The sequence below is a fragment of the Mesobacillus sp. LC4 genome, from assembly GCF_053543455.1.
This window is the reverse complement of record NZ_JBGCUB010000010.1, coordinates 40743-56573: the sequence shown is the minus strand read 5'-3', so window position 1 is coordinate 56573 and position 15831 is coordinate 40743. Positions and strand designations below refer to the sequence as shown.

Genomic DNA, 15831 nt, shown 5'->3' with positions numbered 1-15831 from the left:
AATGGAATGTTATTGATTTGTTACATAATTGAAAAATATCCTCTTCATCCAGACATATACTAGTAAAAAGAGATGAATGTTTATCCTATCGCGACTAGGGAAAAAGATAATTTAGACATGGTGGTGGAGAGTTTGAAGGTGTATGCAGTATTGCTGCTTCAATTCATGATCTGGAGTGGATTTACCTTAATCGAATGGCTATCCAAACACGATCATCCAATTTATAATGGTATTATGTTCTTTGTATTTTTCTATTTAGCCATAATCATAGGCAATCAAATAATGAAATCGACGAGGAAGACCTTTTTCATAACCCTATTGAGCCTTGTTATTTATGCATCGATTCATATGACAATGTCTTTTATTTCTTCCATTTGAATTTCCTGAAATACCGAGAACCTAATCATATAAGCCATCAGCCTTGTCATTACACAGCAGGAGGGGAAAGACGTGAAAAAAACTCTAGCATTAGCAATTGCAGCTGCGATTACTTTAGCAGGATGCGGGGACACGCAAGAATCACAGAAGACAACAGGCAATATTCAAGAAAAACAAAAGACAGTCAAGGAAGAGGGAAAAGCTTCAGAAATGAAGACAGAAACAGAAGTTGAGGAGGTAACAAAAGAATCACCTGAAGAAGAGGCAAAGAGCGAAGAAGTGGTACAGGCATCACCGCAGTACACAATGAAAGGCGATTTTTCCATCCAAAACATTTCCAACCCTGATGAAAAAGTCGTTCTATTGACAATAGATGATGCACCTGACAAAAATGCTCTTGAAATGGCCAAAACGTTAAAGGGATTGAATGTAAAAGCCATCTTTTTTGTGAATGGACACTTCCTTGATACTCCGGAAGAGGGCGAGGTCCTGAAACAGATTCATCAAATGGGCTTTCCGATTGGGAATCATACATACAATCATAAATCATTAAGAGACTTAACAGAAGAACAGCAAAGGAAAGAGATTGTTGATTTGAATGACAGAGTGGAAGAACTCATTGGCGAAAGGCCGCAATTTTTCAGGGCTCCGTTCGGAATGAATACGGACTATAGCAAGCAACTGGCTGCAGATGAAAAAATGCTTTTGATGAACTGGACCTATGGATATGATTGGGAAAAGGATTATCAATCAAAGGACGCTCTTGCGGATATTATGGTAAATACACCATTGCTTCGGAATGGGGCGAATTTGCTGATGCATGACCGCGATTGGACGAGCGCAGCGCTAGGCGATATCGTAAAAGGCCTGCAAGACAAAGGATATAAAATCGTTGACCCTGAACTCATTGAAACTCCAGCGAATAAAGAAACGGCTGCCCAGTAGCAGCCGTTTCTTATGTCTAAATAGAATAGTCTATTTCATTAAATCTCAACTTTTATTCGGAATCATGCAATTGTACGAGAAGGATCATTCATTATTTTCGAGGATAGAAATACATGACTCTACCATTGAATAAATGAAGCTCACCTTGAAGTTTTTTACCGATGAATTTGCTGAATTCATTTGCTTTTCCCTTGTCACCTGCAGTTGCTGTCGGCGGCAGGGTTATTTGTATGTATGATTGCTCGCGTTCGGTCCCGTCTTCCTCGACAACAGCCTCTGTGTCAACACCAATCAGAATCGCATTATAACGGTCCTGTGATGATTCCAGGTAGAACCATTTGCCTTTGCCATCTTCTTTTTCCTTCAAATCATAAGGAAATGCGGAATTTTCATAATTCCAATCAACCTGGTCGCCAGTTTTAGCGGTAATTTCCTTATAGTAAATAAATAAATTCTTTAATTCTTCTGTGGAAATGGCTTGCTGAGATGATGATGGAACAAGTTTGATATAAGCATTACTAGACATCGTCCAATCCCCTTTTCCTATCTATTCTTCCTCATTTTATCACTCCTGAAAAAGCGTTGACAATAGAATAAAAGCTTTTTAGCTTTTAAGGCACTTGCCTTTTTGTCAAAAATAAATTATAATAATATTCTAAATATTTAATTAAAAAGGAGGAGGCATATGGAACTATTCGATAAGCTTTATGATGAGCACGAAAAGGTTCACGTCAGGTTTGTGGGGTTCACTACTTATGATACTCGTTATGACTTTGGAATCGTATATACCAATATGTTTTTCGGGAAACCACTTGTAGTTTGCATGCAGACGGGGCGTTCAGCACTCCTCGACCCTAAGGACATTGAAGACGTAGAATATTTGCAGAAAGCATTCCATATTACTGAAGTCCGGCAGGCTGAGGACCTTGCATTATTTTTCAATGAAGAATTGCCAACAGCGCCATTCCAGACTCAGTACGAATAAGCGGAGACGAGAGCAGGCCAACAGAGGCCTGTTTTTAGTTTTTTATACTGAAATTCAGGTGAATAGTGTCATACTAATTGTTTTATGAACATATATAATGGGTACATATAATAAAAATTACCATACAAAAAAATAAAAGTGTTATACAGTTTAGGCTTGAAATCTTAATAGTGTTATATTATTATATAATTAGAAATTGATGAAGCGCTTTCAAAATTCAAAACGAAAAGGAGTTTGAAAAGATGGGCACAATCGTTTGTCAAACTTGCAATGCTACAATTGACCATTTCGAAGATGAGAAAGTAACGGTTTTATATTCAAAAAAGTGCAACTGCTGCGATCATGAAGGAGCAGAGGAAAGATAAGAATAGATAAAAGGGCATGCCTGCTGCATGCCCTTTTTTGTCTATTCTTTTTACAGCGTTTCGTCTTGACTGGCTTGATGTTATCGTATTGCTTTATGTTCCTTGATTACCCTGAATGATTTAAGCTCATCATCCTCTGGTCCTTGTACTGGAAGGCCGGCTTCCATATTTGTTTTGATATATACAAGGTTTTCTTGTGTGATGATTTCTCCTGGAATGAAAATTGGAATTCCAGGCGGATAAACCATGACGAACTCTGCAATGATCCGTCCTTCTGATTCCTCAACAGGAATAACCTCTGTATCCGCATAAAATGCATCTCTAGGTGTCAATGCCAGCAAAGGTATATCAGGAAGCATGACTTCGGCATGGACCTTTTCGGCTAAATGGTGGAATTCACTTGAAAGTTCACGTAATGCCTGAACAAGTATTTCTGCTTCCTTTTGGGTGTCACCTGGTGTGATGATACACAGGATATTGTACAAATCAGAGAGTTCCACTTCGATATTGTATTTTTCGCGAAGCCATTGCTCGACTTCATAACCTGTAATATTAAGATCCTTGATGCTGATGAGTACTTTTGTCGGGTCAAAATCAAAGGTGGCATTAGTTCCAAGCAGGTCTTCACCAGGACAGTAGAGATATTCGATCTCATTTACCTGTCCACGAATCCATTGTGCCAGCTTGATGGTCCTGTCGATGATGTCCCTTCCTTCAATTGCAAGCCTTCTCCTCGCCGTATCCAATGAAGCGAGCAACAGATATGAGGTAGAAGTGGTCGTCAGCATGCTGATGATCGATTGGACGCGTTTGGCTGAAACAAGGCCTTCTTTTACATTGAGTATGGAGCTTTGAGTCATTGATCCGCCAAGTTTATGAACGCTGGTGGCTGCCATATCGGCTCCAGCTTGCATGGCTGAAAGCGGGAGGTCCTCATGGAAATGGATATGGACACCGTGAGCTTCATCCACTAATACCGGAACGTCATATGAATGGGCGATCTCAACGATTTTCTTTAGGTCAGCTGCAAAACCAAAATACGTTGGATTAATGACCAGCAGACCTTTCGCGTCAGGGTGCTGCTCAAGTGCTTTTTCAACAGCATCGGTTGATATACCGTGGGAAATACCTAGTTTTTTGTCAATCTCCGGATGGATGAAAATAGGGATGGCACCGGAAAAAACAATTGCGGACATGATTGATTTGTGCACGTTCCGTGGAACGATGATTTTATCCCCAGGTCCGCAGACAGTCATGATCATAGTCATGATGGCACCGCTTGTCCCCTGAACTGAAAAGAAAGTATGGTCCGCACCGAAAGCATCAGCCGCCAACTCCTGGGCCTGCTTGATTATTCCTTTAGGTGAATGGAGATCGTCGAGCGGACCGATATTGATCAAGTCAATTGAGAGGGCATTATCGCCAATGAACTCTCGGAACTCAGGATCGATTCCGCTGCCTTTCTTATGTCCAGGTATATGAAATTGGATTGGGTTCTTTTCTGCGTGCTTCAACAGGCTAGTGAATAGTGGTGTTTCGTTTTGTGACAATTGATGATCACACCTCTTTAACGTATTGGATTCCCTTTTTATAGGTTATGATTATAGTTCCTTTTTTAAAAAAATAAAACAAATGCATTATAGCACTAATCAGGGTGTTTGCAAAGAATTTCAAAATAACCAGAAAAACGACAATCCTGCTTCAAGAAAACAGGAAATATGGCTTCTGTAATAGAAGTATTAAAGATACAAGCATGTGAAGGAGAGGGAATATGAACTGGAAAACAGATGTTACGACCCTATTAGGTATACAATACCCTATTATCCAGGGAGGACTCGCGTATCTTGCATATTCTGAGCTTGCTGCTGCGGTATCGAACGCAGGAGGACTAGGTCAGATCACGGCGATGTCACTCCCTGACCCTGATGCACTGAGAACGGAGATACATAAAGTAAGGAAACTGACTGATAAGCCATTTGGTGTTAATTTTGCCATCGGCCAGCATGGAAGGCCATTTTCGCATTACCTGGATGTAGCGATTGAAGAAGATGTTCCCGTCATTTCAATGACAGGTGGCAATCCGGCACCTATCTTTGATCAGCTAAAAGGAACTTCAATTAAAAAATTGGTTTTGGTGGCAGCGAAGAGGCAAGCCCAAAAAGCAGAAGAGCTGGGAGCAGACGCAGTTATGGTTGTCGGACAGGAAGGAGGCGGCCATCTGGGGAAAAGTGACATAGGCACGATGGTGCTAATACCTGCAGTTGTCGATGCAGTCAAGATACCAGTCATTGCTTCTGGTGGCATTGGAGATGGCCGTGGCTTGATGGCAGCATTAAGCCTGGGGGCCCATGGGATTGAAATGGGGACCCGTTTCATTGCGACAAAAGAGTGCGTTCATGCGAATGAACTGTACAAGCAAAAGCTGGTGGACGGCAGTGAAAACGATACGACTGTCATAAAAAGAACATTGGGTATGCCAGCAAGAGCGATTGCCAACCCATTGACTGATAGAATTCTTGAAATCGAGAAGCAAGGGGGAGGCTATGAAGATCTAAAAGAATTGATAAGTGGGACTGCAAACCGAAAGTATATCTATGATGGTAATGATGAACATGGCTTTGGCTGGGCTGGCCAGGTGATGGGATTAATTAAAGACTCTCCTACAGTAGCTCAGTTATTTGCCAGGATTATTGACGAGGCTGAGGAAATCAGAACAGTCTGGAGCAAGTAACACTATGCTTTGCTTGCGCTGCCTGATAAATAACGATACAATCGATTAACAGAAAAGGGATAACCGGAAAAGGCTGATCCCTCAGACAGCATAAAAAGCAGGTGAAATAAAGTGGAATACCAATATCCGATTGACTATACCTGGTCGACTGATGAAATTGTCGATGTCATCCATTTTTACGAATGCATCGAAAAAGCTTATGAAAAAGGAATTGACCGTGACTTGCTGCTTCAGGCGTACAGACGATTTAAAGAAGTCGTCCCGGGAAAAGCTCAGGAAAAAACTCTCTTCAATGAATTCGAAGAAGTTAGTGGTTATGTCCCTTACCAGGCAGTAAAAGAAATCAAACAAACCGGAAGCGGTGAAAAGATTAAAGTCGTTCCGAAAAGGCCAAAAAGATAATAGAATGAACAAAGAAAGAGCCCGTGCAAAATGGGCTCTTTCTTTTTGTCAAAACTGACTCGCATCTCCTTGAGACTCTTGTCGGAAATGGGCAGTCGCCTACTCATTTCATGGTTTATGCCAATCTATATAGGGGTAATGTTTCTTTAAATACAAACTCAATTTTCGAAAGCATTTCATCACTGTTTAACTTGACGGCTTCCTCTCGAGGGATGTTCAGACCGCAAAGGATTTCAGCTTTTTTCACAGTTTGAAGTCGCTTGAACATGGAAAGAAGTTCTTCCTTCGAAAGTTTACTGTGAAGAGTGGCTTCTGGTTTCATATGATCGATTGACCAATAGAAATCCTTAGGTGTGCTGGTGTAGATGGAATTGATGTTCTCTTCCAGTTTTTTACCGATGTTTTCCTTATCAGGTGCTTCGTAAATGACTGCAAACCAGATAAAGACATGGGTCTCCCACAAACCAATCTGGAAATGGGGCAGCATCTTATAGCCTCTTGGATTGCTGGCAAACGCCACCCAAGTATCCTTAGGCGGATTCTTCGTCCTCCTGGCATGTTTGGCAACATGGTAATGCATCTCATCGCCGGCAATGTTTGAGAGGGTTGGTGCGAAGTGCTGGCCGAGTTCTTCCAGTTTAGGTCGAATCTGAGACTTTAAAGCATCCATTCGTTCATCAAGGCCGTCTATTTTAAAAACATCGAAATCTGCTTGTTCAAAACCTGAAAATGACAATATAAAAACCTCCTACTACTTTGTCAAATATTGTAGCAAAATCTTTATAAAAATAGAAGCGACAGGCATTTTCCGAGAACCATGGGTATACGCACATATTTGTACCATAGCCGATTGGAGATTCATACAATAAATAAAAAAACAGAAAATTAATAGAGGAGTGTAAATGAATGAAACAACTTATAAATTCAACAAGGAAAAGAAATGGTGAGCTCCAAAGAACTGCTGTACTGCGTTTGGAAATGGATTATGAATTAGCCACTCTTTTTGATGCAATGTCAGAATCTGATAAACTGAAAATGAAAGAATGTAAACAGAAACTTGAACGAATTCGACAAGAATTACTACGCTTAAAAGCTCTGTAGTACAATGCTCTGTGAAAGAAGCGAATCAGATAGGATGATTGAACTGAAAAACTGCAGCAAACGAGAAACCTGACGAACTCCTATACAGCTGATGGGGTTCGTTTCTTATTGTAATGGATGCCGAAATTGGGCAATAGGAATAAATCGTGGTGTATATCCTGGGTATTTTGCATGTTATATAGTTGCCAGGGGGAATCCTATTACTTGATGATGATAAGCATAATCCGATAAGCTAAAATAGATTCCAAAAGCTTGAATGATCGTAAAAATATATGAACGGGGGAAAGCTGAATGGAATATAATCTGAAAGAAATCGATACATACGCTAAGAGCTGGGTCAAAGAAGCTGGCGAAAATATCAGGGCTTCATTTCCTAAAACCTTAAATGTTACATCAAAATCAAATCCAAATGATCTGGTGACAGATATTGATAAAGGGACAGAGCAATATTTTATTGAAAAGATCAAAAGTACCTACCCTGACCATCGCATCATGGGCGAGGAAGGGTACGGAGACGAAGTGAAATCCTTATCAGGAGTCGTGTGGATCATAGACCCGATTGATGGAACCATGAATTTTGTTCATCAGCAGCGGAATTTCGCCATTTCCATTGGTATTTATATTGATGGTGAAGGAATGATCGGACTGATTTATGATGTGGTCCATGATGAACTCTATCACTGTATAAAAGGGAATGGAGTTCATTTAAACGAAAAATCGATACCTAAACTAACTGAAGCCAAGGTCAATGAAGCAATCATCGCTCTCAATGCTACCTGGGTTGCACCTAATAAACGAATCAATCACGAATTGCTCATCCCCCTTGTAAAGGATGTGAGGGGAACACGTTCCTATGGTTCTGCGGCCATGGAGATGGTGTATGTCGCAACGGGCAGAATAGATGCTTATTTGACGCCAAGGCTTGCCCCATGGGACATTGCCGCCGGTATCATCATGATCAAGGAACTTGGTGGAGAAGCCACAGATCTTAGGGGGAGCGAACTCGATTTGCTTCAGCAGAGCTCTCTGTTTGTATCAAAGCCAGGCCTTCATAAAGAAATCCTGAAAAATTATCTTAAGGATGGAGAATGGTAATTTTAACTTATCGGCGATTTGATAATAGAGAGTTAGCGTTTTTTCGGGAATTAGTATCCTCTAGTCCAAAATGGAGAAAAAACGAATTGGGGAGCTTGTCCTTAGAAAAGTATTTGGAAGAATATGAAGCGTTTTCTGGTCAATGGAGGATTTGGGAAAAGGCAGGAACCCCTGTGGCAATGTCATATCACCTTAAGTCGGCTCCTTCCAACCAGAAACCGTGGCTTGGCACGATATTGGTTAAGGCAGAGGAAAGACGACGGAGAATCGCCTCTGAAATCATGAACCAGCTTGCAGAGGAGTCTATGATGAATGGAAACCGGGCGATCTTTGCCGCTGTCCCCATCGATGAATATGAGTGGGCCAACTTCCTAACAGATTGCGGGTTTGAACAATTCAAAACAGAAGAAAACAAGGGCGAAACATTTTTGATAATGGTCCGCCCTCTTGAATAACCGGTTGGGAATCCAGCCGGTTTTATTATTCAATTTAAAGTTCTCCTGCTTCTCTCATCTTCTTTTTCTTCTTAAAGCCGAATCCCATAACGAAAATCAGGGCGACGATACATGCCAAAGTACCCACGATGCTTCTTTCCCCGATTGCGATTCCAATACCGATCATGCATGAAGCGGCTGCAAATGCGAAAAATAATAATGGCCATTTTATCTGCTTCAAGGTGATTCCCTCCATTCGACATTTGGTGCAAATAAATAATATATTTAATTGTACATTAAAATGCTTTTAGGTTTCTACTCTTATTGTGTTATAATATGTAAGTTGTGTAAAAAGCCAATAGATAAATTACGATATTAAAGGCAGGGTGACTTTTTTGAAATTAAGAGAAGATATTAGAAATATTGCGATCATTGCCCACGTTGACCACGGTAAAACGACATTGGTCGACCAGCTACTGAAGCAATCAGGTACATTCCGTATCAATGAGCATGTGGAAGAGCGCGCAATGGATTCAAATGATTTGGAAAGAGAACGAGGAATTACCATCCTCGCGAAAAATACAGCGATTTCTTATAAGGATACTCGCATTAACATTCTTGATACTCCTGGGCACGCTGATTTTGGCGGCGAAGTTGAGCGTATCATGAAAATGGTTGACGGCGTCTTGCTTGTTGTCGATGCTTATGAAGGCTGCATGCCGCAAACACGCTTTGTTTTGAAAAAGGCACTTGAACAGCATTTGACACCAATCGTGGTCGTGAACAAGATTGACCGTGATTTTGCTCGTCCTGCTGAAGTTGTAGATGAAGTCCTTGACTTGTTCATCGAACTTGGCGCAGACGAGGATCAGCTTGAGTTCCCAGTTGTTTATGCATCCGCAATCAATGGAACAGCAAGCATGGACCCTGAAAAGCAGGATGAAAACATGCAGGCATTGTATGAGTCAATCGTTGACCATATCCCTGCTCCTGTTGATAACCGTGAAGAGCCTCTTCAATTCCAGGTTGCCCTTCTTGACTACAATGACTATGTGGGAAGAATCGGTATTGGCCGTGTATTCCGCGGAACGATGAAAGTAGGCCAGCAGGTAGCACTGATGAAGCTTGACGGTTCGGTAAAACAATTCCGTGTAACTAAGATCTTTGGTTTCTTCGGTTTGAAGCGTCAGGAAGTACAAGAAGCTCATGCAGGAGACCTAATTGCTCTATCCGGAATGGAAGACATCAATGTTGGTGAAACTGTATGTCCATTCGACCAGCAGGATCCGCTGCCGGTTTTACGTATTGATGAGCCGACATTACAGATGACTTTCCTTGTCAATAACAGCCCATTCGCAGGCCGTGAGGGTAAATACCTGACTGCAAGGAAAATCGAAGAAAGACTTCGCGCGCAGCTGCAAACCGATGTTAGTCTTAGAGTTGACAACACAGATTCTCCGGATGAGTGGATTGTTTCTGGCCGTGGAGAACTGCACTTGTCAATTCTGATCGAAAACATGCGCCGTGAAGGCTACGAGCTTCAAGTGTCAAAACCTGAAGTTATCGTAAGGGAAATCGATGGAGTAAGATCTGAACCAGTTGAACGCGTTCAAATCGATGTTCCTGAAGAACACACAGGATCAATCATGGAATCGATCGGTGCACGTAAAGGCGAAATGCTTGATATGATTAACAATGGAAGCGGCCAGGTTCGCTTGATTTTCAATGTACCGGCACGTGGACTTATTGGATACACAACAGAATTTTTAACATTGACTCGCGGATATGGTATCATAAACCATACATTCGACAGCTATCAGCCGATGCTTCAGGGCCAGGTAGGCGGACGCCGCCAGGGTGTTCTCGTATCAATGGAATCCGGAAAGGCATCTACTTATGGTATCATGCAGGTAGAAGACCGTGGAACGATTTTCGTTGAACCAGGTACTGAAATTTATGAAGGAATGATTGTCGGCGAGCACACTCGTGAAAATGACATCACTGTCAATATCACGAAGGTGAAGGCAGCAACGAATATTCGTTCTGCAAACAAAGACCAGACATCGGTCATCAAGAAGCCAAGAATCATGACTCTTGAAGAATCTTTGGAATACTTGAATGAGGATGAGTATTGCGAAGTTACTCCAGAATCAATCAGACTCCGTAAAAAGATTCTCGATAAGAATGAGCGTGAAAGACAGGCGAAAAAGAAAAAATACGCTGAAGCTTAATTAAGTAGGGGGAAGAAGTATGGATGTAAGCCAGAGGTTATCATTTTTTGCAGCATTATTCAGGGTAGATGAAAATCCGACAGTTGGTATGTGGATGCTTTACCTTACAATTGCCGCTCTCAGCATCCTTGTATATAAACTTGGATTCGCACAGAAGCTGCCATTGTTCAAGAGTATCGTCATCTACGTGTTTCTGTTACTTGGCTCTACAGTCCTGACCTTCCTTGCTATTTTCCTTCCCATAACGGAAGGACTTGTGGTCGCAGCGCTTATCCTGATCATTTACAAGCTCAGGCTGCGCCAGCATAAAAAAGCAGAAGCGAATGTCAAATAGGAGTTGGGGAAATGAAATCACTCCAGGATGCAATTTATAATTGGCTGACCATCAAAATCGTCAGCGACGCTCGGCCAGAAGATACAGCTGCAAAAGATACAACAGAACTGTTCGAGCAAATCCTTGCTGACGAACACAATGTTGAATCAAAAGAATTAAAACGAGACGCATTAATGTATTATGTCACAGTCGTTCAGGAAGGCGATTCAAAAGAATACCGATTCCCTCGTGACCTGATTGAAGTCATGCTTGACCAAATCACGCAAGAACCAGACAAATACGTGAATTACCCAGAAGAAGAATAGTGAAAAATCCGCCCAGGAATGGGCGGATTTTTTTGTGATATAGCATGGTAATACAAAGGAGGGAATACTTGAACGGAATCCTTATAGTGAGTGAAAGGGATGCATAAGGATATCTATCGCGAGGAACGGAACCCTTATAGAGAGTGAAAGGGGTGCATAAGGGTGTCTATGGCGAGAAACGGGACCCTTATAGAGAGTGAAAGGGATGCATAAGGGTGTCTATCGTGAGGAACGGGCCCCTTATATAGGAGGGAAAGCTTGCATAAGGATACGATTCGCCAAGAACCGTACCCTTATAAAGCTTAGTTGTCCGATTCCGATACTCATAGTTGGTTAAACAATCACCAATCTTCCTTCTTCACACGTGAACGGTATAGCTTAAAGTTCCCTGTGGCGATTCGGTTGTTTGTTTTATTGGCAATTCGTTCATTGCATGGTTCACACATATATGTATGGATCGGCCGGTTCCTTAGCCGCTTAGCCTGAAGGGTATCGCTGTTAATATTTTCGATTTTGTCGCACAGTACACATTTGACTCTCATTGTTACACCTCTTATCAATAATTATCATACATAGCCTAGTTGAGATTGGATTATATTATAGTATATCATGGTTTCCAGGACGAACAGGGAAAATCATTTGATTTGCCCTGCTTAAAGGGTTCGTAGTACTATTATGATAGTGTAAGGAGGGTGAATATGGCAAATCAAGTAGAACCTAAACTGATCAAACCATTGTTTGATGAACTACAGAAAGAGCGTTTTGTTACCTTGGCAACAGTGGACCACGAAACCGGCGGACCGAATGTCAGTGCAATTTCATGGGTGCTGGCCAAAGATGAGGATACTGTTTACTTTGCGGTAGATAACCGTTCTCGAATCATCGAGAATATCAAGAGCAATGACAAAGCGGTAATCAACCTGATCGCAAATGAATCTACATATTCCATCAGCGGGACAGCGAGCGTCAAGCAGGAAAAACTTGAAGGTGTACCGTTGAAGCTGGCATTAGTTGAAATCAAGGTCGGCGAAGTAAGGGATGTTATGTTCTATGGGTCAAAAATCGTCGCTGAACCTCAATACGACAAGACATATGATAAAGATGCAGCAGCGCGCCTTGATAAGCAGGTGATGGATGCAATGAGAAAAGCTTAGTCAATCGACTAAGCTTTTCTCATTTATGGTAGTTGGATTGTTTTTCCTGTTTCTTCTCCAAATCTTTTTGTTCATCCTCGTTGAGTTTTTTCTTTGGGTCTTCAGTAGGGCTTTTTGTCTGAGGTTCAATCATGTCTGCAGGAACCTCTGGCATCACTCTTCCAGTTATGTCTGAAAGCTCGTTCATGATTCCCTGAATTGGCTGTCCGTTCTGTATATCCTCTGATATCTCCCTCAATCTCGCTGTGATATCAGGGTCCGCAAGCACGACTGCCCTAGCACCGTGCGGATCTTTTTTTAAAGCTTCGGCCACTGTATATTTAACAGTGTCTACTTCAGACCTTTCCATCTTATCATTTACGTCAATTCCAACGATCGCATAACGTCCAACTACTACAGCAGCAGCGTCGTCAACATTCGGGATGTGAGTGGTCAAATTCACCAGATGGCGGGAGATTTTCTGGCCAGATTGGCGGTCCACGTTTTCAATGACACTATTCTGGACCTTGACCTTATGATCTTTGTCATCTGTGTTTGCATTGTTCTGTCCATTGCACGCAGTCAAAAGCAATACAATCGAGATTGCAGTAAACAATCTTATCATCAATGAACCCCTCCGATTATTTATTTGTAAAAAGTCATGAATACACAGTTATGAATGAAAATATAGAAGGCATTTTCTTATCCCGACATTTTCCTGTGACTTTTTCTCAGCGGTACCCTAATAGGAAGGGCCCTCAAGTGAGAATGCAAAAGGCTGCAGAGTCTATGGCAGAAGGTATTAAAAAGAAATGCTCAAATGTTATTGTGCAAAATATCTTCTATCTTTATTCAAAAAGTCATATATTTTACCAAAGTCCCGGCCAAGGCTGCCAAGTTGGCCAGAGTCGAGATCAATAAGGCGGGAGGCATCAATTTGAGTAAAATATACGTACTGGATACAAACGTCTTACTACAGGATCCGCACGCGATCTTTTCCTTTCAAGACAATGAAGTTGTCATACCTGCTGTAGTTCTGGAGGAAGTGGATTCAAAGAAAAGATATATGGATGAGATTGGGCGTAATGCACGCCAGGTTTCAAGGCTTATAGATGGCATGAGGGAGACAGGTAAGCTGCATGAGAAAATCAATCTTGAGGGCGGTGGAACGCTAAGAATTGAATTGAACCATCGATCCTTCCATCAACTCCAGGAAATCTTTGTTGAAAAAACAAATGACAATCGAATACTGGCGGTAGCTAAGAATCTGAGTCTGGAAGAAGAAACGAAGGAAGATGGGCGCCCCGTGATTCTTGTCAGTAAGGACGCGCTTGTCCGTGTCAAAGCAGATGCCATCGGGCTGATTGCAGAAGATTTTTTAAGTGACAGGGTGGTAGAAATTAACCATCTGTATTCGGGCTATGCCGAAGTGTACTTAGAAATAGAAGAAATCAATCGTTTTTATGAAAAAGGAGAATTGAATATCTCTGATTTAAAAGGGCAAAACTTCCTTTACCCCAATCAGTTTGTCATCATGAAGGATATACTGGGCAGTTCTGCATCGGCAATTGGTATGGTCGATACAAAAAATAAAAAAGTGAAAAAACTTGTTTTTGAACATGAAGGGAAGCACATTTGGGGAATCAAGCCGAGAAATGTGCAGCAAATCATGGCGATGGAACTGCTTTTGCGGCAAGACATGCCTTTAATCACCTTGATAGGGCGTGCCGGAACGGGGAAAACTTTGCTCGCTTTGGCATCTGGACTTCTTCAGACGGAAGATCTGGGCATATTTAAAAAGCTGCTTGTTGCTCGGCCAATCGTGCCTGTAGGGAAGGATCTTGGCTTCTTGCCTGGTGAAAAAGAGGAAAAGCTAAGACCATGGATGCAGCCTATTTATGATAATCTTGAATTTCTATTCAACACAAAAAAACCTGGCGAACTTGATGCCATCCTCGCTGGAATGGGTTCAATCGAGGTAGAAGCGTTAACGTATATCAGGGGACGGAGCATACCAGATCAATTCATTATTATTGACGAAGCACAGAACCTGACAAAGCATGAGGTGAAGACGATCCTCACAAGGGTGGGGGAACGAAGTAAAATCGTCTTGATGGGCGACCCTGACCAGATTGACCATCCATACCTGGACGCCTACAATAATGGCTTGACTTATGTGGTGGAAAAATTCAAGGACCAGCAGATTGCCGGTCATGTGCGGCTCGTTAAAGGAGAACGTTCACCTCTTGCCCAGCTAGCAGCCGATCTACTGAATTAAAAACTTTCAAGAAGAAATTCAAGGGAAGAGGCAATAATAAACGGGCATCAGGATGATGCCCGTTGGAAGTGCCTTTATAACTTATTCCACTTTGAATCCGGTAACATTCTTGATCGGATTGTCCTTATTGGAGCCATCCTGATAATAGACATGCAATGGTCCGTCTTCTTTTAGAGGCTTGCCGTCTTTGGAAAAGCCGAGGATGATCCGAGTGGCTTCTTCCAGAGGAAGTGCTGCCTGAGCATTATCACCATACTCAATTATAACTGTCTTCGCAGTCTGATCTGGTTCGGCATTAACTAGAAATGGCTTGAAGGGAATGCCGAAAGTGCCTGTCAGCACTTTTTCCTTCTCATACTTCACTTCTGTCTTAAGTGTTGGCGGATAGACAGCACCCTCCATAATTTCACGGTCCCAATGTTTTGAAACAGATTTCGTATACTCCTCAAGTGCATCATCAGCCTTCTGTTCTGCACTGAAATATGTATTCAAGTCTACTTTACGGTCGTCGAAAATCCAGACACCAGGATCCAGGGTGATTTTGTATTTGACTTTACCTGTAATAGGGATGATTGTCTCCATAATTTCCTCCTGAATTTTTACATAATAATTATTTATTCAGTATAACGATATTTTAGCAAGTTGTCATTTGAACTTATCCATAGCGCAGAAACCTTTATTTCTGCATGCCTAATATTCTTGCTTTTTTGTCGACTTAAGGGTAAAATTTATAGATAGGATTGGGTAATCGCTCGGAAACGGGGGGATCAAGTTGGCGTCTGATATGATAATCAACCATCAGGAAAAAGCCCATGCCTTATTAAAGGCTGACGCTGATAAAATTTTAAAGCTGATCAAAGTGCAAATGGATAACCTTACAATGCCTCAATGCCCTCTTTATGAAGAGGTTTTAGATACGCAAATGTTTGGATTATCAAGAGAGATAGATTTTGCAGTAAGACTCGGCTTAATCGAAGAATCAGATGGAAAAGTAATTCTTGACCAGCTGGAACAAGAGCTTTCCATTTTGCATGAGGCTTCGTTAAAAAAATAAATCCTAAAAACTCAAACAATCTCAATGAATGTTTGAGTTTTTTTGTGGGTCTTTTATGAT

Annotated in this window: 21 protein-coding genes; 14 read left to right on the top strand and 7 right to left on the bottom strand. The window is 41.7% G+C overall.

Features of this window, described 5'->3' with window-relative positions; translation table 11 throughout:
* Positions 1-450 precede the first annotated feature (450 nt).
* Entirely contained in the window at positions 451-1323 is an 873-nt protein-coding gene (locus tag AB5I83_RS21415) for a polysaccharide deacetylase family protein (protein ID WP_448978408.1), read from the top strand.
* A 91-nt stretch (positions 1324-1414) separates the two neighbouring features.
* On the opposite strand, the gene AB5I83_RS21410 is transcribed toward AB5I83_RS21415, so the two are convergent.
* Positions 1415-1849, bottom strand: coding sequence for a DUF1885 family protein (locus tag AB5I83_RS21410; RefSeq protein ID WP_448978406.1), 435 nt, complete (start codon positions 1847-1849; stop codon positions 1415-1417).
* A 159-nt stretch (positions 1850-2008) separates the two neighbouring features.
* Here AB5I83_RS21410 and AB5I83_RS21405 point away from each other — a divergent pair, with 159 nt between their 5' ends.
* Complete coding sequence (locus AB5I83_RS21405) at positions 2009-2308, top strand: DUF3055 domain-containing protein (RefSeq protein WP_041966361.1); 300 nt, start codon at positions 2009-2011, stop codon at positions 2306-2308.
* A 242-nt stretch (positions 2309-2550) separates the two neighbouring features.
* Positions 2551-2673 (top strand): GapA-binding peptide SR1P, encoded by a 123-nt coding sequence (locus AB5I83_RS21400; RefSeq protein ID WP_023615067.1) that lies wholly within the window; start codon positions 2551-2553, stop codon positions 2671-2673.
* An 80-nt stretch (positions 2674-2753) separates the two neighbouring features.
* On the opposite strand, the gene AB5I83_RS21395 is transcribed toward AB5I83_RS21400, so the two are convergent.
* Entirely contained in the window at positions 2754-4223 is a 1470-nt protein-coding gene (locus AB5I83_RS21395) for an aminotransferase class I/II-fold pyridoxal phosphate-dependent enzyme (protein ID WP_448978403.1), read from the bottom strand.
* 221 nt (positions 4224-4444) lie between these two features.
* On the opposite strand from AB5I83_RS21395, the gene AB5I83_RS21390 reads away from it, so the two are divergent.
* Both AB5I83_RS21390 and AB5I83_RS21385 read left to right on the top strand, forming a co-directional pair.
* Positions 4445-5404, top strand: a complete 960-nt coding sequence (locus AB5I83_RS21390; RefSeq protein ID WP_448978401.1) for an NAD(P)H-dependent flavin oxidoreductase — start codon at positions 4445-4447, stop codon at positions 5402-5404.
* 111 nt (positions 5405-5515) lie between these two features.
* A complete protein-coding gene (locus AB5I83_RS21385) occupies positions 5516-5806 on the top strand; it encodes a UPF0223 family protein (protein WP_226087293.1) in 291 nt (96 codons plus the stop codon).
* A gap of 115 nt (positions 5807-5921) precedes the next feature.
* Here AB5I83_RS21385 and AB5I83_RS21380 read toward each other — a convergent pair whose 3' ends face one another.
* Complete coding sequence (locus tag AB5I83_RS21380) at positions 5922-6542, bottom strand: YktB family protein (protein WP_448978399.1); 621 nt, start codon at positions 6540-6542, stop codon at positions 5922-5924.
* Between the two features lie 170 nt (positions 6543-6712).
* Here AB5I83_RS21380 and AB5I83_RS21375 point away from each other — a divergent pair, with 170 nt between their 5' ends.
* The 3 genes from AB5I83_RS21375 to AB5I83_RS21365 all read left to right on the top strand — a co-directional run bounded on the left by AB5I83_RS21375 (position 6713) and on the right by AB5I83_RS21365 (position 8457).
* Positions 6713-6907, top strand: a complete 195-nt coding sequence (locus tag AB5I83_RS21375; protein WP_448978397.1) for a hypothetical protein — start codon at positions 6713-6715, stop codon at positions 6905-6907.
* Positions 6908-7198: 291 nt separating this feature from the next.
* Positions 7199-8002 carry an inositol monophosphatase family protein gene (locus tag AB5I83_RS21370; protein ID WP_448978395.1) on the top strand — a complete coding sequence of 268 codons (804 nt, stop codon included), beginning with the start codon at positions 7199-7201 and terminating at the stop codon, positions 8000-8002.
* A gap of 179 nt (positions 8003-8181) precedes the next feature.
* Positions 8182-8457 carry a hypothetical protein gene (locus AB5I83_RS21365; RefSeq protein WP_448978433.1) on the top strand — a complete coding sequence of 92 codons (276 nt, stop codon included), beginning with the start codon at positions 8182-8184 and terminating at the stop codon, positions 8455-8457.
* Between the two features lie 34 nt (positions 8458-8491).
* On the opposite strand, the gene AB5I83_RS21360 is transcribed toward AB5I83_RS21365, so the two are convergent.
* Positions 8492-8677 carry a YlaF family protein gene (locus tag AB5I83_RS21360; RefSeq protein WP_226644146.1) on the bottom strand — a complete coding sequence of 62 codons (186 nt, stop codon included), beginning with the start codon at positions 8675-8677 and terminating at the stop codon, positions 8492-8494.
* Positions 8678-8831: 154 nt separating this feature from the next.
* On the opposite strand from AB5I83_RS21360, the gene typA reads away from it, so the two are divergent.
* From typA to AB5I83_RS21345, 3 genes are read left to right on the top strand one after another with little or no spacing between them, the layout of a single operon-like run.
* A complete protein-coding gene (gene typA, locus AB5I83_RS21355) occupies positions 8832-10667 on the top strand; it encodes a translational GTPase TypA (RefSeq protein WP_167831875.1) in 1836 nt (611 codons plus the stop codon).
* A gap of 19 nt (positions 10668-10686) precedes the next feature.
* A complete protein-coding gene (locus AB5I83_RS21350) occupies positions 10687-11001 on the top strand; it encodes a YlaH-like family protein (protein WP_167831874.1) in 315 nt (104 codons plus the stop codon).
* Positions 11002-11012: 11 nt separating this feature from the next.
* Positions 11013-11306, top strand: a complete 294-nt coding sequence (locus tag AB5I83_RS21345) for a hypothetical protein (protein ID WP_448978392.1) — start codon at positions 11013-11015, stop codon at positions 11304-11306.
* A gap of 341 nt (positions 11307-11647) precedes the next feature.
* Here the strand turns inward: AB5I83_RS21345 and AB5I83_RS21340 are convergent, their stop codons facing one another.
* A complete protein-coding gene (locus AB5I83_RS21340) occupies positions 11648-11848 on the bottom strand; it encodes a YlaI family protein (protein WP_448978391.1) in 201 nt (66 codons plus the stop codon).
* A 156-nt stretch (positions 11849-12004) separates the two neighbouring features.
* Here AB5I83_RS21340 and AB5I83_RS21335 point away from each other — a divergent pair, with 156 nt between their 5' ends.
* On the top strand, positions 12005-12460 hold the full coding sequence (locus AB5I83_RS21335) for a pyridoxamine 5'-phosphate oxidase family protein (protein WP_448978389.1): 456 nt from the start codon (positions 12005-12007) through the stop codon (positions 12458-12460).
* 19 nt (positions 12461-12479) lie between these two features.
* On the opposite strand, the gene AB5I83_RS21330 is transcribed toward AB5I83_RS21335, so the two are convergent.
* Positions 12480-13064, bottom strand: coding sequence for a YhcN/YlaJ family sporulation lipoprotein (locus tag AB5I83_RS21330; RefSeq protein WP_448978387.1), 585 nt, complete (start codon positions 13062-13064; stop codon positions 12480-12482).
* 312 nt (positions 13065-13376) lie between these two features.
* Here AB5I83_RS21330 and AB5I83_RS21325 point away from each other — a divergent pair, with 312 nt between their 5' ends.
* Entirely contained in the window at positions 13377-14717 is a 1341-nt protein-coding gene (locus AB5I83_RS21325; RefSeq protein WP_226644140.1) for a PhoH family protein, read from the top strand.
* 81 nt (positions 14718-14798) lie between these two features.
* Here the strand turns inward: AB5I83_RS21325 and AB5I83_RS21320 are convergent, their stop codons facing one another.
* Positions 14799-15299 carry a peptidyl-prolyl cis-trans isomerase gene (locus AB5I83_RS21320; protein WP_448978384.1) on the bottom strand — a complete coding sequence of 167 codons (501 nt, stop codon included), beginning with the start codon at positions 15297-15299 and terminating at the stop codon, positions 14799-14801.
* Between the two features lie 190 nt (positions 15300-15489).
* Between AB5I83_RS21320 and AB5I83_RS21315 the strand changes: the two genes are divergently transcribed.
* Entirely contained in the window at positions 15490-15771 is a 282-nt protein-coding gene (locus tag AB5I83_RS21315; protein ID WP_041965554.1) for a YlaN family protein, read from the top strand.
* Positions 15772-15831 lie beyond the last annotated feature (60 nt).